Here is a 23657-nt window from a genome sequence, read left to right on the forward strand (position 1 = left end):
ATCATTCGTTGTTCTCGTCCTTCCGGGTGAGGCCGTGGGTTTCGCCGACGACGTCGAGAATGTATTCGGCAATAGCGAGGGATGAGGTGGCGCCGGGGGACGGTGCGTTGCGGATGAGGGTGGCCCGGCCGATGTGCTCGATCACGAAATCATCGACCAATGCGCCATTCTCATCCATCGCCTGGGCCCGGATGCCGCGGGTGATCGGGCGAGAAGGTACTCCCTCGAGGCTGGGCACGTATTCGGCCGCACCCTCGAGGAATTTCTTGCGTGAGATCACCGCACTGAACTCTTGAACGGCTGCTTTCGCGTTCTGTGCGGCGAATTTCCAGAACCCGGGATTGGCGGCCACGCCCAGGCTGTCCTTCACTCCGATCTTCCAGCCGGTGTAGTTTTCTCGGCCGAAGGACAGGAAAGCGTTGGGCCCCACGAGCATTTCGCCGTCGACCCGTTTGGTCAGGTGCACGCCCAAGAACGGGTAGGCCGGATCCGGCACCGGGTAGACCAGACCGTTGAGGATGGTGCGGTACTGGGAATCCAGCTGAGAGTACTGGCCGAAGAACGGCACGATCTTGGGGTAGGCGGCGCCCCCGGCCAGCGCGGCGACGCGATCGGACTGCAGTCCAGCGCAGGAAATCACATAGTCAAACGTTTCGGTGCTGGTCCGTCCGTCGGCGTCGCGCGTGGTGATGGAGCAACCGTTGTCGTTGTTCGACATATCGGTGACTTCCGCCCCCAGGCGCACGGTGGCACCGGCGGCGCGTGCATCCTCAATCAGCGCACGCGCCACCCCGGCAAAGTCGATAATCCCGGTGTGGGGGGAGTGCAGGGCCAGCCGTCCGACGGCGTTCGGTTCGATGTCGCGAATACGCTCGGGGCCGACCAGTTCGACGTCGGGAACACCATTGGCAACCGCGCGTTCATAGATCGCGTGGAGCCGGGTCTCTTCTTCTTCGGTGAGGGCGACAACGAGCTTGCCGCACTCCTCGTAGGCAACGTTGCGCTCGCGGGCGTAGGCCGTGATCAGCTCGACGCCGCGACGGCACAGCCGGGCCTTGAGGCTGCCGGGTTCGTAGTACAGGCCGGCGTGGACCACTCCGGAATTGTGCCCGGTCTGGTGGGCGGCAACGTGGTCCGCCTTGTCGATCACGGTCACCGAACCCTGGGGGAAACGCTGAGTGATTTCTCGAGCGACGGCGGCACCGTTGATGCCTGCGCCAATCACTGCGAAGCGCGGCTGGGACGTGGAGGTGGGGTGATGATGCGTCATGGGCTGGTTGTCTCGCTATTCGTTATCGTGGGGTAGGGCGGAATAGGTCAAGGAGGGTGACTCGGGCATACTGGGTTGTATGCAACATGTGTCGCGATCCATGAGCCTGACGGAGCAAGCCACCGAATCGATCAAGAACGCCATTCTGGCCGGTGATCTGGTGCCGGGGCAGCTGTATACGGCCGGGGAACTCGGACGCGAACTGAACGTGTCGCGCACACCGATTCGCGAGGCGCTGCAGGAGCTGGCGCGACGCGGTCTGGTCGAGATCGAGAAGAACCGCGGTATGCGAGTGCGCTCGACGTCGGTGGCGTCGCTGATCGAGGTCTTTCAGGTGCGGCTGATGCTTGAGGTGCCGCTCTCGCGGCGAGCGACCGAGTTGCGCACCTCCGAATCGCTGGCTGCGGTGCGTGCTGCCTACGACGATTTTCGTGTCGCCGCGGAATCGGGCGAAGCCGATGCGGTGCTGCGGGCCGACCGGGACTTCCATCACGCACTGATGGCCGTTGCCGGGAACGACCGAGCGAAGACTCTGTTGCAGGAACAGCGAGACTTCGTGCTGCAAACCGGAATGGGTACCGTGCCAACCTCGCGTACCCCCATGGAGTGCTTCGAAGACCATGCCGACATCATGGCTGGGTTCGAGGCCGGTGACGCTGCTGCAGTGGGTGCGGCCGTGGGGCGACACATCTCGCATACGGCCATCATGCTGATCCGTCAGGAGGCGGCGTCCCGTCCAGAGCTCGGACATGTGGACGCCGACGCGGCGATCGATTGGCTGCTGCACTGAGCCTCCTCTCCAGCTGAGACCTCTCTCACGTTGTTACCTGAGTCACGATAGCAGGTTACATGCAACATGCAAAGTAGCCGACTCGGGCGCGCGCAGGTGTGGTGTTCGCCCTATCGATGTCATTCCGCCAGCCCGGCTCGACGGCGTGGACTAGGCTGGAGACATGTCGATCCGCAATCGTCGCGCTGCCTCTCTTCCCGCCAAGCTCAGCCGCACCTGGCTGCTCATCAACGCCGCCCGTCCGGAGGATTACGCCCCCGGCATGGCCAGCGAGGCGGACTCGGTGATTATCGACCTGGAAGCCTCGGTTCCGGACGAAAAAAAGGATGAGGCGCGCGGCCACGTCGTCGACGCGCTCTCCGGGGGGATGACGGCGTGGGTGCGCATCTCCGGCACCGGCACTGACGACTGGGCGAAGGACCTGGAAGCCCTCTCCGGACTGAACGGGCTGCGCGGCGTCATGCTCGCGATGACCGAGGAACCGGAGCAGGTGACCTACACGGCCATGCGGCTGCGCGCCGGCACCCCGGTGCTCGCGCTGTTGGAAACCGCCGTCGGCGTGGAGAACGCTAACAACGTGGCCAAGGCGCCGGGCACCTTCCGCCTGGCCTTCGGCACGAACGATTTCCGCAAGGACGTGGGTGTTTCGGACGACCCGATGGCGATGGCCTACGCCCGCTCCAAACTGGTGATGGCCTCGCGCGTGGGCAAGCTGCCCGGTGCGATTGACGGTCCGCCGTTAGCCACCGACGACGACGACGCCGTGCTGGCCGGGTCCGCACACACCGCATCGATGGGCATGACCGGGCGACTGTGCCTGAACCGCAACCAGGTGGACGCCATCAACCGGGCCATGAGCCCCTCGGAGGACGAGCTCGAGTGGGCGCGCGAGTTGCTCTACGCCCACGCACAGGGCGCAGCGGTCGGCGACGGCTCCTACCTGCCGCGTCTGGCCCGCGCCCAGAAGATCGCGGACCTCGCAGACTCCTACGGCCTCTGGAACGCCTGACGCGCACTTTCCGGCAAGGGAATCCTCCGGGACCCTAGCCTGTGGATAACTTAAACGGGGTCGGGGCGAACCTGGATACGGTGACGGCATCACTGTTCAACACCACAGAAAGTTGTTGCTCACCGGGTGCTTCGGCGCGGCTGATTCCGCTGAGGAGGCGGAGCCGACGCCGGCGTCCGTCACGGAGCATGGAACCGAGCCGGCCTCGAGCGTGGAGAACCTCGATGAGCCGGAACACCCGCGTGGCCCGCTGTTCGAGGAAGCCCAGTGACGAGGGCATGGAGGAATCCGGGCAGACCACCGGTCGGAGCGTGACGCAGATCGTGGTGGCTCGAATCGGGGGAAGAGGGCCGTGCGGGGTAAATTAGACTCCAGCATGTGACCGTCAACCTCGCACCCGCCACACCTTCATGACTTCTGAGACACCCTGGAGGCGCCACCGCGCGCCTGACACGTCAGCCCCCGAGCCGTCTGCCGCAGACGCCTCGGGGCCGTCGTCGTTAACCGCGCCGGTCACTGCATCCCACGCGGGTCTCGGCTCCGCTCACGGCAAGGCGATCCTCATCGGAGAGCATGCTGTGGTCTATGGGGCGCCGGCCATCGTCTTGCCGCTGCTGGACCTGCAGGCCGCGGCGAGTGTGCGCGAGGCGAAGACCGCCACCATCACCTCCGACCTCTACACCGGGCCCATCAATCAGGCGCCGGCGATGATGGCCCCGATTATTCGGGCGGGCCAAGCCGCGGCGGAACGGGTGGATCTGCGCCCGGATCGGCTCGAAGTGATCGTGCGCTCCACGATTCCCTATGAGCGCGGGCTGGGTTCCTCAGCTGCCGTGTCGGCCGCGATTGTGCGGGCCGTGGCTAACGCGGGTGGGGTGCGGCTGAGCCCGGCGGAGACGCACGCGCTGGTGCAGGAAGCCGAACAAATTGCGCACGGTACCTCCTCGGGACTCGACGGGCACGCGGTCCAGTCGCTGACCCCGCTGCGCTTCCAGGCCGGCAAACCGACCACCGTGAAGGTGGCGGAGCGGATGACCTTCGTGATTGCGGATACCGGGACCTCCGGGTCGACGTCGTCGGCGGTGAACGGCGTGCGGATGCTGCGCACCGTACTGCCGGAGGCCGTGGAACGGATGACCCGGGATCTCACCGAGGTGGTGGAGGATTCCGCGGACGCGCTCGCCGTCGGCGATGCCCCGCGCCTGGGACGCAACATGAACGCCGCCCACCGGCACCTGGCCCGCATCGGGGTGTCCTCGCCGGCGTTGGACGCCCTTGTCGCCGTCGCGCTGGAGGCCGGTGCCTACGGTGCGAAGCTCACCGGATCCGGACTCGGCGGCTGCGTGCTGGCCTTGGCCCCGTCGCTCGAAGTAGCGGGTGACCTGGCCGCTGCCATGACCTCCGTGGGCGCCACCCGAGTGTGGACCACTTCGCTGGTGCCCACCACCCCGACCACGCACACCGCGCCCACCGCGCGAGTCAGCCCCGCCCCATCCGCCGATACTCCCCAGGAGGCCCCGTGACCCAGGCGACCGCGCGCGCTTATCCGAACATTGCCCTGGTGAAGTACTGGGGCAAGGCGGACGAGGCCCTGATCATCCCGGTGGCCGGGTCGATGTCGATGACGCTCGACGATTACGCGACCACCACCACGGTGCGTCTCGACGACGCCGCCGATGCGCTGAGCCTCAACGGGACAGAGCTGGACCACGCCGACTCGGCCACCCAGCGGGTCGGGGCGTTCCTGGATATCGTGCGCGGGCTCGCTCAGGAGCGCGGACTCGACACCGCGGCGGCGCACGCCCAGGTGACCACCGTGAATGAAGGACCGACCGCAGCCGGGATGGCGTCCTCGGCGTCGGGGTTCGCGGCGCTGGCCCAGGCCGCCTCCGCCGCTTACGGGCTGGACCTCGACACCCGGGACCTCTCTCGGTTGGCCCGGCGCGGTTCGGGCTCCGCCAGCCGCTCCGTGATCAACCGGTTCGCCGTCTGGCATGCGGGTGATTCAGACGAGACCTCCTACGCCGAGGAGATCGCCGCACCCGACCTGGCCATGATTGCGGTCACCGTGGCCTCGGGCACGAAGAAAGTGTCCTCGCGGGCCGGCATGCGCGCCACTGCCGCCACCTCCCCGTTCTACCGCGCCTGGATCACGACCACCGAAGAGTCGCTGAACGAGATGGTGCGGGCGTGTGCTGACGCCGATTTCACCCGGATCGGCGAGATCACCGAAGCCCATGCGATGCGCATGCACGCCGTCATCAACGCGTGCGAGCCGCCCATCCGCTACCTGGCGCCCGCCTCCTACCAGGTATTCGACGCGGTCGCCGAACTGCGTGCCAATGGGGTGGAGGCCTACGCCACCGCCGACGCCGGACCCAATGTGGTGGTGATTTCCCGTCCCGAGGACGCGGAGCAGATTGCCGGCGCGCTGGGTCAGTACGCCGAGAACGGTGAAGCGAAGGTGCTGCGTCCGGGGCCCGGTGCACACGTGGTGAACGCTGACGACGCCGCTGACGCCGCGGGGGCCACCGCGTGATCGTCACCCGCGCCCCCGGCAAGCTCTACATTGCCGGTGAGTACGCCGTCGTCGAGCCCGGCCAGTCGGCTGTGGTTGTCGCCGTCGACCGGTACATCACCGTCACCCTGAACGAGTCCGCCAGCTCCGAGGATTCCGGCCGCGTGCACTCCTCCGAGTACGGCCGGCTGCCCGTGGTCTGGCGCCGGGACGAAGCGACCGGAGAGGTCGTCGTCGAGCATCACCCCTACGATTTCGTCACCTCCGCCATCACCACCTGCGAGCGGCTGCGTGCCGAACGCGGCATTGACCCGCGGTACTTCGACCTGCACATCGACTCCGAACTCGACGACGCCGACGGGCTGAAATTCGGGCTCGGCTCCTCCGGCGCGGTGGTGGTGGCCACCGTGTCCGCCATCGCCGAGTTCTACGGGCTGGGGCTGAGCGACGACGAGCGCTTCCGGCTCTCCTTGCTGGCCACCGTCGCCATCTCGCCGAGGTCCTCCGGCGGGGACATTGCGGCATCCACGTTCGGCGGCTGGCTGGGCTACGCCTCCCCGGACCGCGCCGCGCTGCGTGCCGCCTTGGCCGCGGGCACCGTCTCCGAGGCCCTGGTCCACCCCGGCTGGGATCCGCACCGCGTGCAGCGGCTGAACACCCCCACCACGGTGCGGCTGCGGGTGGGCTGGACCGGATCGCCTGCCTCGACCGAGGCGCTGGTGGGTTCCGTGAAACACCACTCACCACAGGATGCCCCCGGATACGGACGGTTTCTGGCCGCCTCCTCCGAGATGGTCGCCGGACTGATCGACGCGGTGAACGACGACGCCGCCGAGAAGATCTCCGCCCTGATCCGCACGGCTCGGGTCCTGTTGCGCGGGTTGCACGAGACCACCGGGATCACCATCGAGACGGGGACGCTGCGCCGGCTGTGCGAGATCGCCGAAGACCACGGCGCCGCCGCGAAACCCTCGGGCGCCGGGGGCGGGGACTGCGGTATCGTGCTGGTACCCGCTGACTCCGATCCAGCTGCACTTTTCGCCGCCTGGAGCCTGGAGGGCATCCGCCCACTGGACCTGACTGTGACCACAGAGAGGCGCACCCGATGACCGAGCCGACGGCCGCCTCCCGCAAGGATGACCACCTGCGCCTGGCCGCTGAGCAACAACCCGGCATCCGCGCCGCACGCACCGCTTTCGATGACGTCACCGTGCGCCACCACGCCCTCGCCGGGATCTCACCGAAGCAGGTCGACCTCGGCGTCGACGTCGGACCCTGGCGCTTCCCCGCACCCTTCTACGTGAACGGCATGACCGGCGGCACCGAGAAGGCGCGCGCCCTGAACCGCACCCTGGCCCAGGCCGCCGCCCGCGCGGGAGTGCCCATGGCCTCCGGCTCGGTGGGCATCGCCCTGGATGATCCGTCGACCGTCGAGACGTTCACCGTGATCCGACAAGAGAACCCGCACGGGATCGTGCTGGCCAACATCGGTGCCGGGCGCAGCGTGGATGACGCCCGCCGCGCCGTCGAACTCTTAGCTGCAGACGGGCTGCAGCTGCACGTCAACGCGGTGCAGGAGACCGTGATGCCGGAGGGCTCCCGCGATTTCTCCGGCTGGCTCGGCCTCATCGAACAGATCGCCGCAGCACTCGACGACGACGGCGTGCCGCTGGTGGTCAAGGAGGTCGGTTTCGGCCTCTCGGCCCGCACCCTGACCCAGTTGCGTGACGCCGGAGTGCGCTTGGTGGATGTGGCTGGCACCGGCGGAACCGACTTCGCCCGGATCGAAAACGACCGCCGCGACCCGGTGGAGGATCTCAGCTACCTGTCCGCTGCTGCTGGTTTTGGCCTGTCCACCCCGGCGGCCCTGCTCGATGCCGCCTCCCTGCCTTCCGCGGTGCGCCACGATCTCACCGTGCTCGCCTCCGGTGGGGTGCGCCACCCGCTGGATGTGATGCGCTGCCTCGCCCTGGGCGCCCGCGCCGTGGGCGTAGCCGGTGGCTTTCTCTCGGTGGCCCTCGAGCATCCTGACGACGACGGCGCCACCCTGGCCGCCGTCATGGAATCCTGGCGCGAGCAGCTGGTGGCCCTGCACGCACTGTTCGGTGCCCCCAGTCCCACGGAGTTCACCGGCGTCGACGTCGTCGTCACCGGCGACACCGCCGATATCGTCCGCGCCCAGACCCCTTCGAAGGAGCAGATGTGAGCACCCACCGGGAGACCACCACCGTCACCGCCATTCCGACCCGCTGGGTGGGACCGATCAAAATCGGCGGCAACGCCATCTCCGGTTCCGGCACCGAGTCCACCGAACTGATCGAGGTGCCGCTGGCCACCTACGAGACCCCGCTGTGGCCCTCGGTGGGCCGGGGCGCGAAGATCTCCCGGCTCGTTGAGAACGGCATTACCGCCACTGTGGTCGACGAACGGATGACCCGCTCCGTGCTGTTCACCGCGGTCGACGGTGCCGCTGCCCACCACGCCGCCCAGATCATCGAGCAGCGCTTCGACGAACTCGCAGGGGTCGTTTCTGAGGGCTCCCGGTTCGCCCAGCTGATCGAGATTCACCCCGAGATCGTGGGCTCGCTGCTGTTTGTCCGCTTTGCCTTCCGCACCGGGGACGCTTCCGGGCACAACATGGCTACTGCCGCCGCCGACAGCCTGATGACCCGTATCCTCTCCTGGGGGATCGGGCTGAGCTACGGCTCCATCTCCGGCAATTTCTGCACCGATAAGAAAGCCACCGGCGTCAACGGCGTACTCGGCCGCGGCCGCTCGGTGACCGCGGACATTCTCATCCCGCACGACGTCGTCGAGCAGCACCTGCACACCACGGCCGGCGCCATTGCAGAACTGGTGGTGCAGAAGAACTACGTGGGCTCCACCATCGCCGGGGCCCTGCGCTCGGCCAATGCGCACTTCGCGAACATGCTGCTCGCCTTCTATCTGGCCACCGGCCAGGACGCCGCCAATATCGTGGAGGGCTCCCAGGGCTTCACCTACGCCGAGGACCGCGAGGACGGACTGTACTTCGCCTGCACCCTGCCCCACCTGATCGTGGGCACCGTGGGCAACGGCAAGCACCTCGAGCATGTGGAAGAGGCCATGGTGCGGCTCGGCCTGCGCGAAGAGCGTGAGCCGGGCGCGAACACACGTCGCCTCGCAGCCCAGATTGCCGCTACCGTGGTGTGTGGAGAATTGTCGCTCTTGGCGGCCCAAACCAACCCGGGTGAGCTCATGAAGGCGCACACCGTATTCGAACGCAGGCAGCGTCGGGCCTGATCGCCCTGAGCAGGGTCGCCGACGGCGAAGGAGAATCGCAACAGTGAGCAACAACATCGGAATCCACGACCTGGAGGCGGCCACCGCCCACTACGTGCTCCCGCTGGACGCGCTGGCGGAGGCACACGGGATCGACCCGGCCAAGTTCCACCGCGGCCTGGGCCAGGACCGGTTCTCCGTGCCCGCCCCCGACGAGGACGTGGTGACCATGGCGGCGACAGCAGCATCGCGGCTGCTGGCCCGCCACCCGGAGCACCACGTGCGCATGGTCATCTTCGCCACCGAAACCGGCGTCGACCAGTCGAAGTCCGCCGGGGTGTTCCTGCACGGGCTCATCGGATTGGGCCCGCACGTGCGCACCGTCGAGTACAAGCAGGCGTGTTATGCCGGGACCGCCGGTATCCAGGCGGCACTGGGTCACATCGCCCGCTACCCGGATGAGCAGGTGCTCGTGGTGGCCTCCGATATTGCCCGCTACGCGCTCGACTCCTCCGGCGAGCCCACCCAGGGTGCCGGCGCGGTGGCGATGCTCATCTCGGCCGATCCGGCCCTTGTCGCCATCGAGCCGCAGTCCGGGCTCTACACCGCGGATGTGAACGACTTCTGGCGTCCCAACGACTCCTCCACCCCGTTCGTGGAGGGCAAGCTCTCCATGGACGCCTACATCGAGGCCACCCTGGGTTCCTGGGATGACTTCACCGCCCGGCGTGAGCTGAAGGTCACCGACGTCGACCGGTTCATCCACCACCAGCCCTTCACCAAAATGGCCCGCAAAGCCCACGCCGCCCTGGCCGCCCACACCGGGGTGGAGCTCGGCGACGAGCTGATCGAAGAGTCGATGACGTACAACCGGCAGCTCGGCAATGCCTACACGGCGTCAATGTACTTCGGCCTGGCCGCCCAGCTGCACGCCGACACCGACCTGACCGGCAAGCGCCTCGGCTTCTTCTCCTACGGTTCCGGCGCGGTGGCCGAGTTCTTCACCGGCGTGGTGCAGGAAGGCTACCGTGCTCATCTCGACGCCGCCGCGGCCGTGAAGGAGCTGTCCGGGCGCGAGGAGATCGACTATCCGACCTACCGCGCCCTGCACGAGGGCTACCGGGGAGCCTCAGAGGACTACGACGTCGACGCCGTCACGCAGGCACCGTTCCGGTTCACCGGGGTCAAAGACCGGGTGCGCCACTACGCCGCCCGCTGACGCCTCGTGGAGGTTCCAGGCCTGACGCCGACGTATCCCCGGGTGCGACCCGAGGCGGTGGAAGCCTGCTTCGGGCCGACCATGACAGCGCGCGGGCGCGCGTACTGGCAGGAAGACCGCATCCGCACCGTGCACTGGGACGAAGCCACCCAGAAGCTCACCGGGAGCGTCTTCGGCTCGGGAGAGAGCATCTACCGGGCCACGGTGCTGCTTCTGCGCTCGGGGCCCGACGCCTGGGAGCCGGACCGCAGCGGGTGCACCTGCCCGGTGGGCGATGACTGCAAGCATGGCGCGGCCCTGGTGTTCCGTGCCGATGAGCTGGCCCGCGATCGAGCCGAGGATCCCTTCGCCGTGCTGCGTGCCCTGGAAGAGCAGAGCGGGCTGATCCAGCGCGCCTCCGCCCTGGGCGGCGGATCCGGCGGACAGCGCGGACAGAGCGGACAGACAGGGGGTTCACCTGCACCGGAGCCGCCCAGCTGGCAGCGCACCCTCGGAGCGCTGGTGCCGCCGGGCACGGTCGGCTCCGCGGGGGCAGGCCAGGAGCGTGCGGCCCGGAAGCCGGTGTTCGACCAGCTGGCCCTGGGACTCGACGTGCACGTGGCCACCAGCGAGCGGAACCGCCTCCACGGGGGCATCCAGTGGACCTCGCTCGGCCACGAATACCTCGGAAGCACGGCACGCTGGACGGTGCAGGCGCGTCCGCTGAAGCGCTCGGCCCGCGGCAACTGGGTCAAGACCGGGCTCACCTGGCAGACGTTCTCGCGGCAGCGTCCGCCGCACACCCTGAACCCGGACCCCGTCCAATACGAGCTGCTGCACCGCCTGCAGCACCTCTACCACGCCACCGTCGCCTCCCCGGCACGCTCCGAATGGCTCAATCTGGCCACGCTCGACCACCCCGAGGCCTGGCGTCTGCTCGGCGCGCTGCAGGAGGCGGGGGCGCCGCTGGTGGGGCTCGGCCTCATCGGGGAGATCACGCTCACGGACCCAGCCGAGCTGGTGCTGGACGTGCGCCGCACCGACCCCGACACCGACAGCGACGCTGACCCCGCCGCGCTGGCCCTGCAGCTGCGCGCCCGCACAGCCGGATCGGATCTGCTGGACGACGCTCGGCCGGTGGGCAGCCGCGCCGTCGTCGTCGCCCGGCCCCACCCCGACGGCAGCACGGGCAAGGAATCCATCCTGGTGCAGCTCAGCCCGCTGGACACCCCGGTGCCCACCGGGCTGCGCGGGCTGTTGACCGGGGGCGAGCCGCTGCAGGTCCCCGCGGAGGAGACACCCGAGTTCTTCGACGATTTCTATCCCGGCCTGGCTGCCTCCCTCGACGTCGTCTCCAGCGATGACACCGTGGAGTTCCCCGAGATCCCGCCACCAGAGCTGCGCCTGTCTGCCAGCTACACCCTGGCCGATCCCGACGACGACTGGGCGCAGGACACCCTCGAGCTGAGCTGGTCCTGGCACTACCGGGGTCTCGACGACGTCGAGGAGCACCAGCGCACCGTGCTCGCGTCGGTGCGCGAGATCTGGCCCGACGCCTTCACCCAGCCCGAGCAGACCCTGGCCGGTCCCGCCGCAGCCCGGTTCTCCGAGCACGCCCTGGATCAGCTGCGCGACCTGGACCACGTGCACGTGACCATCATCGGCACCCGCCCCGACTACCGGGAGCTCACCGGCGCCCCGGATATCGGCATCACCGCGGTGGCCTCCGGCACCTCGAATGACTGGTTCGACCTCGGCTTCCAGATCCGACTCGACGGGCGCTCCGTGCCCTTCGCCCACATCTTCAAGGCCCTGGTGAAGGGCGAGAATGAGGTGTTGCTGCCCGATAAGACCTACCTGAGCCTGGACCACCCTGGCTTCGACCGGCTGCGCGAGCTCATCGACGAGGCCGGCCAACTCGAGGAATGGGACCCCGAGAACCAGGGCGTGCACCGCTCCAACACGGTGATGCTGCAGGATCTCGAGGAGCTGGCCGATGAGTGGACGCCGGACGCCATGGTCGAGGAGTGGATGGACACCATCACCCGGCTCGCCTCGCTGGACCCGAACGACCACCCCGACCCGGCCGAGGTGCCTACCGGCCTGAACGCCACCCTGCGCCCGTACCAGTTGCACGGCTTCCGCTGGCTGGCCACCCTGCACGATCTAGGACTCGGCGGGATCCTCGCCGACGACATGGGCCTGGGCAAGACCCTGCAGACACTGGCCCTGATCGCCCACGCGCGCGAAACCACTCACGACGGCGAACAGAGCACCAGCGCGCCGTTCCTCGTCGTCGCACCCTCCTCGGTGGTCTCCGTCTGGGCACAGGAAGCAGCCAAATTCACCCCGGAGCTGCGCGTCGTCACCCTCAGTGCCACCGCCGCCAAGCGTAAGAAATCCGCCGAAGACATCGACGCCGAACTGGCCGAGGCCGACCTGGTGCTCACCTCCTACGCCATCGCCCGACTCGACGAGAAAATCCTCGCGGACCGAACCTGGGGCGGACTCGTGCTGGACGAAGCCCAATTCGTGAAAAACCGCACCACCCGCACCTTCCGGTCCGTCAAAGCACTGGCCGAGCGGTCCCGATTCCGCCTGGCCATCACCGGCACCCCCATGGAGAACACGCTGGGGGACCTGTGGTCGCTGGCCGCCCTCACCGCGCCCGGACTCTTCCCGCAGTTCCGGCTCTTCCGCGAGCACTTCATCAACCCCATCGAAGCCGGTCAGCGCCTGGCCACCGACCCCTCGCTGAACCCCGAGGACGACCCGGAGGGGGCGCGCACCGCCCAGCGCGCCGAATCCCGGCTGGCCCATCTGCGCGACCGGCTCGCCCCGTTCATGCTGCGCCGCACCAAAGAAGACGTCGCACCCGACCTACCCGAAAAGCAAGAGCAAACCGTGCTGGTGCCACTGCAGTCGGCGCACCGCCGTCTCTACGACACCGTGCTGCAACGCGAACGCGCCAAGGTGATGCGCCTGCTGAACGAAGAGGACCTGGACACGCACCGGATGATCGTGTTCCGATCCCTCACCCTGCTGCGCATGCTCGCCCTGGACCCGCAGATTGTCGATCAAGACTACACAGAACCCTCCTCGAAACTTGAGGACCTGATGGAGCGGCTCACGGAGATTCACGACGCCGAGGAACACCACCAGGTCATCGTGTTCTCCCAGTTCACCTCGTTCCTGTACCGGGTCGCGAAGCGTCTCGACGACGCCGAGATCAGCTACGCCTACCTCGACGGCGCCACCCGGAACCGGGCCGCCGCGGTGGCCGAATTCCGCGAGGGCGGAGCCACGGTGTTCCTCATCTCGCTGAAAGCCGGTGGTTTCGGGCTCACCCTCACCGAGGCGGATTATGTGTTCCTGATGGACCCGTGGTGGAACCCCGCCGTCGAAAACCAGGCAGTGGACCGGGCCCACCGCATCGGCCAGACCAAGAACGTGATGGTGTACCGCATGGTCGCCGCCGGCACCATCGAGGAGAAGGTGCTGGAATTGCAGTACCGCAAGGCGGTGCTGTTCGACGCCGTCACCGAGGGCGCCCCCGGTGGCGCGGTCAGTTCCGGGTTCACCGCCGCCGACTTCCGCGCCCTGTTCTCCCAGCCCCGGTCGTTGGAAGAATAACCGCGCCGAAACTGATCGTGCTACACCCGGCCGTGTTACTCTCAGCTCGTGTTCTTCAAGCGCCGCCCTCAGCCTCGCAACCGCTCGGGTTCCTTCAATCCGTTCCCCGCTGACGTCGACGTCTGGGCGGGCATCGAATCCGGCATCGCCAAGGCGCCCTGGGAGGTTGAAAACCTGCACTGCGACCCGCAGCGCTCGCAGCAGGTGATGGCCCAACTTGAACTCACCGAGGACTCCGAGCTCGGCGCGATGGTGGCCCACACCGGCGGACTGGTGGTCGACCACGGCTGGGTACGACTGCTCGGCGCCGGTCTGGGCGACCTGCCCGACGTCGCCACCGCCTCGCCTTTCACCCGCGAGGATCCGCACTACCTGGTGCTCGGCGTGGATGTGCTCGGCGGAATCTTCGCCATCGACGGCACCGCGCTGGGGGCCGGTGCTGGGCGGCTCTGCTATATCGACCCCACCACCATGGACGCAGCCCAGCCCACCGTGCGCGATCTGAACGTCAGCCACGCCCAGTTCATGGCGTGGGTACTCACCGGCGACGTCGACAAGTTCTACGCCCCGCACCGCTGGGACGGTTGGAAAGAAGACATCGCCGGGCTCAGTCTGAACCAGGGGCTCGACGCCGATCGCCAGCCCATCCGGCTCAGCGACCTCTGGGAGCAGGCCTTCCCGGCCGTGGGACTCGACGTCCCCCGACCGCAGGGATTTTGACATGACCGCACCGGATCACCGCACAGGCCAGCGCACCCCGCTCGATGCCGTGCCCGGTACCTCCGCACCCCTGCGCGGCGCGCTCGCTGAAGCCGGCTACCCGGACCTGGAGTCACTCGACGGCGCCGACTACGCCACCCTGAAAGCCCTGCACGGGGTAGGTGCCCGCGGGCTGGAACGCCTGCAAGCAGCACTCCTCGAGAAGGGGCTGAGCTTCAGCGGCACCATTCCAGCCCCGCGCGGCAACGAGGTCACGGTCACCACCGGACACACCGGCGTCGTCGCCTCGGATATCAAGACCAAGCCGACTAACGTCAGTCCGGCCGAGTACATCGAGACCCTGGACACCCCGCGCCGGGTGGAACACGGCCGGCTGCTGCTGGAGCTGTTCACCCGCGTCACCGGAGCGGAACCGGTGATGTGGGGCCCCTCGATGATCGGCTACGGGGAGACCCACTACGTCTCCGCCGCCGGGCGCGAAGGGGACTGGTTCCACGTGGGCTTCAGCCCGCGCAAGGCCAAGCTTTCGCTCTACGGGCTCACCAGCCACCCCGGATACGAGCAGCAGCTGCAGCGCCTCGGCAAGCACACCGTGGGCGCATCCTGCCTCTACGTGAACAAACCCGAAGACATCGACCTGGCGGTACTGGAAGAGATGCTCACGGACGCGTGGAACGCGCAGCCGCAGGGGTGCTGACCCGACGCACGACGACCGTGTAGAAGATCCCGGCCACCACCAGGCCCAGTACAAGCCCCAGTACCGCGGTGATGAAGGCGGGGCTCATCGAGCGGATTCAGGACCACAAAGGTGGGGCGGCGCGTCAGCACCGCCCCACCCAAGAGGGATCGCGTCGTCTGGCGGCGGAGGTTAACTCAGGCTGGCTGTCAGGCTTCGACGCTGGCCTGCTCGCGCTTCCAGCGGCGCGCGGAGATGAAGGAGCGCACCCCCATCACCACGTAGATCACCAGCAGCACGAAGGTGATGGAGGAGGCGATGACGGCGGCCGGGCGCTCCGCGGTACCGGCGAACAGGTCGGGCAGCTGCATCACGTTCATCAGGGTGCCGGCCGCACCGATCACCGCCAGCAGCAGGCCGATGTGCACGCCGACCATCTGGTTCTTCAGAGCGATCAGGCCCGAGATGAGGATCAGCGCACCCAGGATCGCCGGGATCAGGGCGGTCCAGCTGGCGAATGAGGTGGCGATGTAGGAAATGGCGCCGATGACGATGAGGACGGCTCCGAGGCCGATAGTGAGGCGAGGCATGATGCTCCTCCTGTAGAAGATGTGCGGGGGTCCGCCTCCATTCTTCTACAGTTCGTAGAATTTGTCTCATCGCTTTCCGCGAACCCTGGGCTGGGGAAATCTGTTCGGGTAAGTTGCCGGGCATGAGACAGAGAACGAAGAATGTCCTCGCATCACTGTCGGCACTGGCCCTGGCCGGTGGTGCCCTGACCATGGCAGCCCCGGCCGCGCAGGCGTCGGTCAAGCCGGTGCTGGTCTACGTTGAGGCCAGCACGAAGCTCGGGTGCCAGGCCAAGCTCAACTCACAGCGCGCCTACCGTGCTGCCCAAGGCGGGAGCCCCTGGGTGGATATTCCCTGCAGTGAGGTGCTCTACAGCAGCCCCAAACGCTACGGCGGGACCTTCTACTACTACCCGCAGCCGTGATGCCCTGAACATGACGATGAATTCCTGAGCGTCGTGCTCTTCTATTGCGCTTGCCTACACTGGTGGGGGACGTGATGACAGGAGGCTGAGGCGATGGCGGACATCAGCGCGGGCGGACTCGTCGAGCTGATGTCGGCGACGGAGGTTCTTGGTATGGCGGAGAGTCTCCGCGAGCTCATCGAAACCCGCCAGCGCGGCGGCACCCGGGTACTGGGGAACGCGCACCGAGGACGCCGAGAAGAAGCGCCGGCGGCGTGGTCCGACGTCGACTTTCTGTTCTGTAGCCCCGACCCGGCCCTGTTGCCCTCGACTGGCCGTTCGAGGCGACCGGGTGGATGACCGCTGGTGCTCAGCGCGGGCCGCGCCGAGGAACTGGCGGACTTGCTGGACGGTACGGACGTCAACGTCGTCGAAGATGATGTGCTGGGTCCGCTCTCCCCGGTGCCGGTGCGCACCCTGGGGCGGCGGCTGCCGGACCAGACGATCCGGGTGCAGGAATACTGCCGGGCGTTCGGGATTGATCTGCGCACCTCGGTGATCGGCGGCGCCCGACACCTGGTGGATGCCGCGATTCATCAGCGCAGCGGCGGAGTGGCCTCCAATAGCCGTCTGCTTCAGGACACCCTGGCCGCTCTGCTGGCCGATGAGCGCGCCGCCGCCCTGGCACTGAGCTCCCACGGCATCGTCGTCGACGTTGCCGCCGCCTCTCACGTCAGCGAGGACCCCGGACGGCAGCGGCTCCGGTTGTCGCTGGCGCAGCTGCACGAATCCTCCGTGGACGAGCTGGCGTAGCGGGTGGCCGACGCCACTGCGGGACGGCTCGCCCCGGTTATGCCGTGACCGGGGTGCGGCGCACGAGTGGGAACACTTCGGCGGCGATGCGCTCCAGCTCGGCCTCGATCGGGGACGATTGGATGAGCAGCAGGGTGAGCCCGGCCTCTTCGTAGGCGCGGATCTTCTCTGCCACCTGCTCGGCGGTGCCCACCAAGTGCGGGCGCAGCCCCCGGGTGCCCACCGCGTACTCGCAAGCGGAGACCTCGACGTCGAGCGCCGAGTTCGCGGTGAACTCCTGGAACGAGGCGTAGCCGGGGGAATCGGGGTCCACCGTGGTGATCCGCTCCAGCTCGGCCTGGGCTTCGGCTTCGGTGTCTCGCACGATGACGTAGGCGGACATGGCAAACTCGCCCAGCGGCGGGAGATTCTTGGCCGCGCGACGACGTTGCATGTCGGTGATCTTCTCCCGGATTTCCTCCACTGTGCCGCCGTGCATGGCGTAGGCGTTGGCGAAACCGGCGATCGCCTCGCGCCCCTGTTCCGACTCGCCACCGGCGAAAATGCCGAGCTCCCCGGAGAGCTTCGGCTCCACGATCGTGTCGGTGAGCGTGAAGAAGTCGCCGTCGTAGCTGAACGGGGTGGTGCTCAGCGCGAGCCGGCCGGGCGCTATGGAGTCCAGGGTGGAGATCTGCTTGGCAGCCACCGCGAGGTGGTGGAACCCGGGACGAATCGCCGTCATCACCCGCAGATTCTGGGTCACCGCCAGCACCGCCGAGGTCAGCGCCCAGGCTTCCAGACTGGGCGCGTGAATGCCCTTGCGGTCGTTGAGGTACAGCTCGGGGATGAGGGTGGTGTGGTAGCCCAGTCGGTCCGCGGTGAGCGCAGGCGAATCGGTGGGCGTGATCGGCGAGAGCGGATCCGGGAAGACGATCCTGGCACGCACGATCCTCGGCCTGGCACCGAGCACAGGAGGCCGTATCAACCTGGGCGATCGTTCCCTGTCTGACTACTCTCCGCGGCAGTGGAACGCGCTGCGGCGAGCAGGAACCGTGCAGTATGTGTTCCAAGACCCGCTGCGCAGCCTCGACCCGGACCAGACTGTTGGCTGGTCGCTGGCGGAGCCGCTGAAGATCCGCGGTGTGCGTTCCCGTGAGGAGATCCGCCGCCGCGTCGAGGAGTTGGCGATCGACGTCAATCTCGACACCGCGTTGCTGGACCGGTTCCCGTCTGAGCTCTCCGGAGGTCAGCGGCAGCGCGTTTCCGTGGCTCGGGGGTTGGCCACAGAACCGGATCTGCTCATCTTGGATGAGCCGGTCAGCGCCCTGGACGCGGCCAACCGCGTGCAGGTCCTGCAACTGCTGGAGAAGCTGCGCAGCCGCGGCATTTCACTGATCTTCATCTCGCATGATCTCGGCTCCGTGGGCGGCGTGACCGATCGGACCGTGGTGCTCTACCGGGGAGAGATTGTCGAAGACGGGCCCACCAGGCAGGTCATCGGAAACCCGCAGCACCCCTACACTCGATTGCTCGTCGGATCGGCGCCGACCCTGACGTCGCGCGCTTCCTTGAGCACGGAGGAGAAAGACAGGCTCCGCGCCGCACTTGCACCCGCGGGGTGAAAAGCCCGGCGACGCGAAGGCGTCGTCAGTTCTGGTCAAGGCTTCTGCACGGTGATCGACCACTCGGCGGCGCCGCGCTTGACGAATTCCGTCACGGGGTAGCCGTTCTCGGCGGCCCACTCGGGCAGCGAGTCGGTGGCCTGGGTGCAGTCGAAGTTGATGACGAGCTCGTCACCCGCCGGCAGGTGCTCCATGGCCTGCTTGGCTTCCACCAGGGGGAAGGGGCAGACCTGGCCGTCGGTCTCGAGGATGTGCTGTGCCATGAGAGTCTCTCTTTCGGTTGAGGTTCGGTGGTGTTGGTGGGTCAGCGATTCGCGCCCACGGGGGTGGGAGCCGGCGCGGGACGGCTACCGGAACCCTGGTGGCGCATGATGAAGATCTTCGCTGCGGCGCCGGTGCCCAGCACCATGAAGAGCAGAGCGGTCCAGCCCTGGAAGCTGAAGGTCGCGGTGTTGACCATGGCGTTGCCGATGGTGCAGCCACCGGCCCAGGCTGCGCCCCACCCCATGAGGATGCCGCCGATGATCGAGCGCACCGTGGTCTGGGCGTCAGGGACGCGGATCTTGAATTCATTGGACGCTTTGGCAGCGATGAAGGAGCCGACGAGCAGGCCGAGCACCAGCATCACGCCCCAGTCGACGAGCTCAGCGTCGCCGGTGGCCAGGTACTGCATGCTGTTCACGGTGGGTCCGGTGATGCCCAGGCCGGACTCGCGACCGGTGGCCCAGGACAGCGGCCAGGCGAGGGTGGCCAGGGCGCCGATGACGAGCGCGGTGGCGAAGGGGTGCCAGCGCTTCTCGGTGAGCAGGTGGGCCAGCCCCGTCTTCGACGCGGGCAGGGTGACCCGAGGACGCTGACCCTCCCGCTGTAGCTGGCGTGCGGCGGCCACCGCGACCACCGCGACAAGGATGGCGACGAAGATCCAGGGGCTCACGCCCAGCGCCTCCTGGAACGAGCCGTTCTGCGTCTCGATCGATCGGATGCCGTCGGTGGTGCCGGACAGCGGTCCGACGCGGAACACGGTGGCGCCGATCATGTAGAAGATCAGCGCCAGCCAGGATCCCACCAGGCCCTCACCGGCACGGTAATAGGTACCGGTGGCGCATCCGCCTGCGAGCACGATGGCGAATCCGAAGATGAATCCGCCGATGATGGTGCCCAGCCACGGGAAGGTGCTGGCCTCCAGGGAGATGACCCCGAACGCATCGAGCACGAAGACTCCGATGGATTGCACGGCCACCACGATCATGAACGCGGTGAACCATCGGGTGGACTTGAGGGTGAAGAGATCGCGGAAGGCGCCCGTAACGCAGAAGCGACCCCGTTGGAAGACGAAGCCGAGCACGGTGCCCAGGACAAGGCCGGTGAGAATCATCCCTCCATGGTGGTGGAGTGCCCTACGGGAGTGACAACCGGAGCGTCAAAAAGTGTCATCTCTAGGCCGTGATGATCCGACCGGCGTCGATGGTGACGATGCGGTCGGCGACGGTGGCAGCCTCGTCGTGGTCGTGGGTGACGAAGACCGCGGCGATGGAGGTCGACGTCAGGATCTGACGGATGTCCACGGCCAGGCGTTCGCGCAGGTCGCGATCCAAGGCGGAGAGCGGCTCGTCGAGCAGCAGCAGCTTCGGCCGCGGCGCCAAGGACCGTGCCAGGGCAACCCGCTGGCCCTGCCCGCCCGACAGGGTGGTGACCGGGCGATTCTCGAACCCCTCCAAGCTGACCAGCTCCAGCATCTCGGCCACGCGCTCCCGGCGCTGCGGCTTCGGCATCCCGGACGCTTCCAGCCCGTACGAGATATTTCGGCCCACGGTGCGGTGCGGGAACAACTGGCCATCCTGGAACACCATGCCGCAGCCTCGCTGATGCACGGGACGCGGGATTACGCCCGGGCCGTCCACGACGACGTCGTCCATCAACACCCGCCCGGAGGTGATACGCTCCAGGCCGGCCAGCCCGCGCAACAGGGTGGACTTGCCGGAGCCGGAGGGCCCGAGCAGGGCGACGATCTCCCCGGGGGCCACGGCCAGGTCAATGTCCTGTACCGCGGTGAAGCCATCGGGGTAGGTGATGGACACCTGCTGACATTCCACGGCGGGGGCACTCACAGGGCACCGACTTTCTGGGTTGAGGGCGTGGCGAGGCTGGAGCCCAGCGTCTGTTCGGGGGCGCGGTCGCGCAGGGCGCGTGGGCGCAAGCGCTCGCAGATCAGCAGCACGGCGGCGGTGATCACCGCCAGCAGCACGGAGCCGGCCATCGCCATCCCGTAGTTGTCCGCGCCGGGGCGGCCGAGCAATTGGACGATCAGCACCGGCAGGGTTTGGCGCTCGGGGGAGGCCAGGAAGCTGGTGGCGCCGAACTCGCCCAGCGAGATGGCGAAGGCGAAACCGGTGGCCAGGCCGAGACCGCGCAGCAGGAACGGCCCGTCTACGGTAGCGAGCACCCGCAGCGGGGAGGCGCCCAGGGTGGCCGCGGCCTCGCGCAGCCGGGGACTGATCGCACCTAACACGGGCACCAGGGTGCGCACCACCATCGGCAGCGCCACCACCGACTGGGCCAGCGGCACCAGGGCGCCGGAGTAGGCCAGCTGCGGGGCGGCCAGCTGCACGGAGACCACGAAGCCGAAGCCGATGGTCACCGCGGACACCCCGATCGGCAGCATGATCAGCGCATCCATGCCGCGCTGCAGCCGCCGCCCCCACACGGTGCGCACCGGGCGGGTGAGCAGAAACGCCAGCGGCACCGCCATCACCAGGGTGATCAACGTGGCGTCGACGGCGATCCGCACGGAATGCTCCAGTGCCTCGAGCACCGTGGCACCGCCGGCGTACCCGGTCCCGGAGCTGGTGGCCAGCAGCAGGTAATTAGTCACGCTCCACTCGCCAGCAGTACGGAACGAGCGCACCACCAGGGACACCAGGGGCCCGGCGACCAGCAGCACCACGGTGGCCAGGGTGAGGCCCAGGGGCACGACGTCGGCGCGGGTGGGCCGGTGGGTGTGGGACTGTTGCAGCCGCAGCCCGGTGGTGGTGCGCTTCAGTACTACTTGGGTGAGCCCCACCGAGGCGAGCACGAACACGAACTGCAGCACCGAGAACACCGCGGCGGTGCGCAGATCCAGGAACACGTGGGTCTGCCGGTGGATCTCGGTTTCCACGGTGCCCACACCCGGCGCGCCCAGCGAGCGGACGATGCCGTAGGCGGTGGAACAGAACAGGAACACCAACCCCGCGGAGGAGGCGATGGCGGGTCCGAGCGCGGGCAGGGTGACGGTGGTGAACGCGCGCAGCGGGGAGGCGCCCAGGGTGCGCGCGGCATCCACGGTGCGCGGATCCAGCACCTGCCACAGCGCGCCCACCTGGCGCACCACCACCGAGAAGTTGAAGAACACCATCGCGAGAACGACCGCCGCTGTCGTCTGGTCCAGACCCAGGAACTGCAGCGGCCCGCCGGGGCCGAACAGGGCACGGAAGGCCACCCCCACCACCACGGTGGGCAGTACGAACGGGATGGTGGAGATTCCGCGCAGCACCGACTGACCGGGGAACCGGCACCGGTAGAGGATGTAGGCGCCGGGGATGCCCAGCAGCACCGCCCCCGCCGTGCCAGCAACCGCCATGAACAGGGTGTGCCCGATGATCCGCCAGCTGCGCGCACTGCCCAGCACTTCGGCGAACCCGGTGAGGTCGACCCCGTGCTCGCCGAGGAACCCGCGGGTCAGCATGGCTCCGACGGGCCATACGAAGAACACGGCAAGGAACGCCAGCGGGAGTGTTCCCGCCAGCGTCCATGCGAGGGGCCGGCCGATGCGGTGCAGGGTCAGGACTCGTAGAGCTCGGTCCAGGTGGACAGCCAGTCAGCGCGCTGCTCGGCCACCTCGGCGGTGTCCGGCCGGATCGGGTCCTCGGCGAGCTGGGCGTTCTCGGTCCACTCGGTGGGAAGTTCAATACTGTCGTCCACCGGGTACATGTACATCGCCTCCGGCAGCGAGGCCTGGAAGTCCTCGGCGAGCAGGAAGTCGATGAACGCCTGGGCGCCTTCCGGATTCTGCGCGCCCTCGACGACCCCGGCGTATTCGACCTGCGGGGAGCAGGAGTCCTCGATGATGCTGGTGGTGGGCTCATAAGCGGGCGACGACGAGTAGCTCAGCACCAGCGGGGAGGGGCCCTCGCCGCTGGATCCGGAGAACTCCACGTAGTAGGCGTCCGACCAGCCGGAGGCCACGGTCGCACCGCCGTCGAGCAGGTCACTCCAGTAGTTCTCCCATTCGCCGTCGGGGTAGGCGGTGGCGGTGGCCGCAAGGAATGCGAGCCCGGGGGAGGAGGTGTTCGGGTCGATCACGGTGAGCAACTCGGCGTACTCCGGATCACGCAACTGCTCCAGCGAGGTGGGGGCGGCCAGCTCGTTGGTGTTGCGGGCATCGTCCTCGAACCAGGCGTCGTCCACGTTGATGCACACCTGGCCCTGATCGATCGGGGTGAAGTAGCCAGCCGCGTCGCCGTCGGCCAGCAGCTCCTGTGCGGAATCGGGCAGCGCCTCGGAGGAGTATTCAGCCATGACCCCCTCGTCCACTAACGGGGCGGTGGAGTAGTCCTCGATGCCGTACACCCCGTCCACGGTGGGGGAGTCCTTCTGCAGGATCAGCTGGTTCACCAGGGCGCCGGAGTCCCCGGGCGCGGTAGTGACTAGCTCGTAGCCGGTCTGCTCTTCGAACTCGGCGATCTGCTCTTCGGAGATCGCGAACGAGTCGTGGGTCATGATGGTCACGGTGCCGCCGGATCCCCCAGCCTCATCGGAGCCGTTGGAGTCACCAGATCCTCCGGTCAGCGAGCATCCGGCCAGCGCCAGAGTACTGACGACGGCAAGGCCGGAGAGGGTGAGGGTGGTGCGCGTGCGGCGCGAACGGGTTGGGTTGAGCATGGATCCTCCGTCGGTGAAGTGGAGGGGCCGCACGGAGCCCACCGCGTGCGGCAGAATCCGTGCGGGGAGAGAATTCTCGACTTCCTTCGCCGGTGCTAACCGGAAGCAGGTTCGAGGGTCTGCGCTTGCGTCGCGCACTCTCAGCACCAGCGTGGGTGCTCCCCTGTCGAATGTCCATCCAGCATAGCGCCCTCGACGCGTGGTCAGGCATCGGCGATCTCACGTAGGCTGGAAAATCGATGGAACTGCGAAAACCACCAGGTGCCGTGGCCACA

At 67.8% G+C, this 23657-nt stretch carries 24 protein-coding genes and 1 riboswitch; of the genes, 16 read left to right on the forward strand and 8 right to left on the reverse strand.

The window, feature by feature from the left end; all coding sequences use genetic code 11:
- Position 1 precedes the first annotated feature (1 nt).
- Positions 2-1270 (reverse strand): L-2-hydroxyglutarate oxidase, encoded by a 1269-nt coding sequence (lhgO, locus tag O1A05_RS05845; protein ID WP_270107111.1) that lies wholly within the window; start codon positions 1268-1270, stop codon positions 2-4.
- A 100-nt stretch (positions 1271-1370) separates the two neighbouring features.
- Here lhgO and O1A05_RS05850 point away from each other — a divergent pair, with 100 nt between their 5' ends.
- The 12 genes from O1A05_RS05850 to O1A05_RS05905 all read left to right on the forward strand — a co-directional run bounded on the left by O1A05_RS05850 (position 1371) and on the right by O1A05_RS05905 (position 15096).
- Positions 1371-2060 carry a GntR family transcriptional regulator gene (locus tag O1A05_RS05850; protein WP_270107112.1) on the forward strand — a complete coding sequence of 230 codons (690 nt, stop codon included), beginning with the start codon at positions 1371-1373 and terminating at the stop codon, positions 2058-2060.
- A 163-nt stretch (positions 2061-2223) separates the two neighbouring features.
- Positions 2224-3069 (forward strand): HpcH/HpaI aldolase/citrate lyase family protein, encoded by an 846-nt coding sequence (locus tag O1A05_RS05855; protein WP_270107113.1) that lies wholly within the window; start codon positions 2224-2226, stop codon positions 3067-3069.
- A gap of 112 nt (positions 3070-3181) precedes the next feature.
- On the forward strand, positions 3182-3340 hold the full coding sequence (locus O1A05_RS05860; RefSeq protein ID WP_270107114.1) for a hypothetical protein: 159 nt from the start codon (positions 3182-3184) through the stop codon (positions 3338-3340).
- Positions 3341-3479: 139 nt separating this feature from the next.
- On the forward strand, positions 3480-4592 hold the full coding sequence (gene mvk, locus O1A05_RS05865; protein ID WP_270107115.1) for a mevalonate kinase: 1113 nt from the start codon (positions 3480-3482) through the stop codon (positions 4590-4592).
- Positions 4589-5608 (forward strand): diphosphomevalonate decarboxylase, encoded by a 1020-nt coding sequence (gene mvaD, locus O1A05_RS05870; protein ID WP_270107116.1) that lies wholly within the window; start codon positions 4589-4591, stop codon positions 5606-5608. The genes mvk and mvaD overlap by 4 nt, the downstream gene beginning before the upstream one ends.
- Positions 5605-6696, forward strand: a complete 1092-nt coding sequence (locus tag O1A05_RS05875; RefSeq protein WP_270107117.1) for a phosphomevalonate kinase — start codon at positions 5605-5607, stop codon at positions 6694-6696. The genes mvaD and O1A05_RS05875 overlap by 4 nt, the downstream gene beginning before the upstream one ends.
- Positions 6693-7793, forward strand: a complete 1101-nt coding sequence (gene fni / locus O1A05_RS05880) for a type 2 isopentenyl-diphosphate Delta-isomerase (protein ID WP_270107118.1) — start codon at positions 6693-6695, stop codon at positions 7791-7793. Before O1A05_RS05875 ends, fni begins: the two co-directional genes overlap by 4 nt.
- The gene (locus O1A05_RS05885) at positions 7790-8869 is read left to right on the forward strand and encodes a hydroxymethylglutaryl-CoA reductase (protein ID WP_270107119.1); all 1080 of its coding nucleotides are present in this window, start codon (positions 7790-7792) and stop codon (positions 8867-8869) included. Before fni ends, O1A05_RS05885 begins: the two co-directional genes overlap by 4 nt.
- 43 nt (positions 8870-8912) lie before the next feature.
- Positions 8913-10067, forward strand: a complete 1155-nt coding sequence (locus O1A05_RS05890) for a hydroxymethylglutaryl-CoA synthase (RefSeq protein WP_270107120.1) — start codon at positions 8913-8915, stop codon at positions 10065-10067.
- Between the two features lie 6 nt (positions 10068-10073).
- Positions 10074-13679, forward strand: a complete 3606-nt coding sequence (locus O1A05_RS05895) for a DEAD/DEAH box helicase (RefSeq protein ID WP_270107121.1) — start codon at positions 10074-10076, stop codon at positions 13677-13679.
- A 48-nt stretch (positions 13680-13727) separates the two neighbouring features.
- Entirely contained in the window at positions 13728-14399 is a 672-nt protein-coding gene (locus O1A05_RS05900; protein WP_270107122.1) for a DUF2625 family protein, read from the forward strand.
- 1 nt (position 14400) lies between these two features.
- The gene (locus O1A05_RS05905) at positions 14401-15096 is read left to right on the forward strand and encodes a DUF1801 domain-containing protein (RefSeq protein WP_270107123.1); all 696 of its coding nucleotides are present in this window, start codon (positions 14401-14403) and stop codon (positions 15094-15096) included.
- Between the two features lie 188 nt (positions 15097-15284).
- On the opposite strand, the gene O1A05_RS05910 is transcribed toward O1A05_RS05905, so the two are convergent.
- On the reverse strand, positions 15285-15665 hold the full coding sequence (locus O1A05_RS05910; RefSeq protein WP_270107124.1) for a hypothetical protein: 381 nt from the start codon (positions 15663-15665) through the stop codon (positions 15285-15287).
- A 122-nt stretch (positions 15666-15787) separates the two neighbouring features.
- Between O1A05_RS05910 and O1A05_RS05915 the strand changes: the two genes are divergently transcribed.
- From O1A05_RS05915 to O1A05_RS05925, 3 genes are all read left to right on the forward strand, one after another.
- Complete coding sequence (locus tag O1A05_RS05915) at positions 15788-16069, forward strand: hypothetical protein (protein ID WP_270107125.1); 282 nt, start codon at positions 15788-15790, stop codon at positions 16067-16069.
- A 93-nt stretch (positions 16070-16162) separates the two neighbouring features.
- On the forward strand, positions 16163-16408 hold the full coding sequence (locus tag O1A05_RS05920; RefSeq protein ID WP_270107126.1) for a hypothetical protein: 246 nt from the start codon (positions 16163-16165) through the stop codon (positions 16406-16408).
- Between the two features lie 6 nt (positions 16409-16414).
- On the forward strand, positions 16415-16861 hold the full coding sequence (locus tag O1A05_RS05925) for a hypothetical protein (protein WP_270107127.1): 447 nt from the start codon (positions 16415-16417) through the stop codon (positions 16859-16861).
- Positions 16862-16898: 37 nt separating this feature from the next.
- On the opposite strand, the gene O1A05_RS05930 is transcribed toward O1A05_RS05925, so the two are convergent.
- Positions 16899-17786 carry an LLM class flavin-dependent oxidoreductase gene (locus O1A05_RS05930; RefSeq protein ID WP_270107128.1) on the reverse strand — a complete coding sequence of 296 codons (888 nt, stop codon included), beginning with the start codon at positions 17784-17786 and terminating at the stop codon, positions 16899-16901.
- On the opposite strand from O1A05_RS05930, the gene O1A05_RS05935 reads away from it, so the two are divergent.
- Entirely contained in the window at positions 17743-18462 is a 720-nt protein-coding gene (locus O1A05_RS05935) for an ABC transporter ATP-binding protein (RefSeq protein WP_270107129.1), read from the forward strand. The genes O1A05_RS05930 and O1A05_RS05935 overlap by 44 nt on opposite strands.
- A gap of 35 nt (positions 18463-18497) precedes the next feature.
- On the opposite strand, the gene O1A05_RS05940 is transcribed toward O1A05_RS05935, so the two are convergent.
- The 5 genes from O1A05_RS05940 to O1A05_RS05960 all read right to left on the reverse strand — a co-directional run bounded on the left by O1A05_RS05940 (position 18498) and on the right by O1A05_RS05960 (position 23382).
- Positions 18498-18725: a sulfurtransferase TusA family protein gene (locus tag O1A05_RS05940; RefSeq protein ID WP_270107130.1), complete on the reverse strand. Its 228-nt coding sequence runs from the start codon at positions 18723-18725 to the stop codon at positions 18498-18500.
- Between the two features lie 41 nt (positions 18726-18766).
- On the reverse strand, positions 18767-19837 hold the full coding sequence (locus O1A05_RS05945; RefSeq protein WP_270107131.1) for a YeeE/YedE family protein: 1071 nt from the start codon (positions 19835-19837) through the stop codon (positions 18767-18769).
- 61 nt (positions 19838-19898) lie between these two features.
- The gene (locus O1A05_RS05950; protein ID WP_270107132.1) at positions 19899-20570 is read right to left on the reverse strand and encodes an ABC transporter ATP-binding protein; all 672 of its coding nucleotides are present in this window, start codon (positions 20568-20570) and stop codon (positions 19899-19901) included.
- A complete protein-coding gene (locus O1A05_RS05955) occupies positions 20567-22186 on the reverse strand; it encodes an ABC transporter permease (RefSeq protein WP_270107133.1) in 1620 nt (539 codons plus the stop codon). The genes O1A05_RS05950 and O1A05_RS05955 overlap by 4 nt, the downstream gene beginning before the upstream one ends.
- A gap of 95 nt (positions 22187-22281) precedes the next feature.
- Positions 22282-23382, reverse strand: coding sequence for a thiamine ABC transporter substrate-binding protein (locus O1A05_RS05960; RefSeq protein ID WP_270107134.1), 1101 nt, complete (start codon positions 23380-23382; stop codon positions 22282-22284).
- 64 nt (positions 23383-23446) lie between these two features.
- A riboswitch (TPP riboswitch) is annotated at positions 23447-23557 on the reverse strand.
- Between the last annotated feature and the right edge of the window lie 100 nt (positions 23558-23657).

Source organism: Citricoccus sp. NR2 (genome assembly GCF_027594385.1).
In the GTDB taxonomy this organism is placed as follows: domain Bacteria; phylum Actinomycetota; class Actinomycetes; order Actinomycetales; family Micrococcaceae; genus CmP2.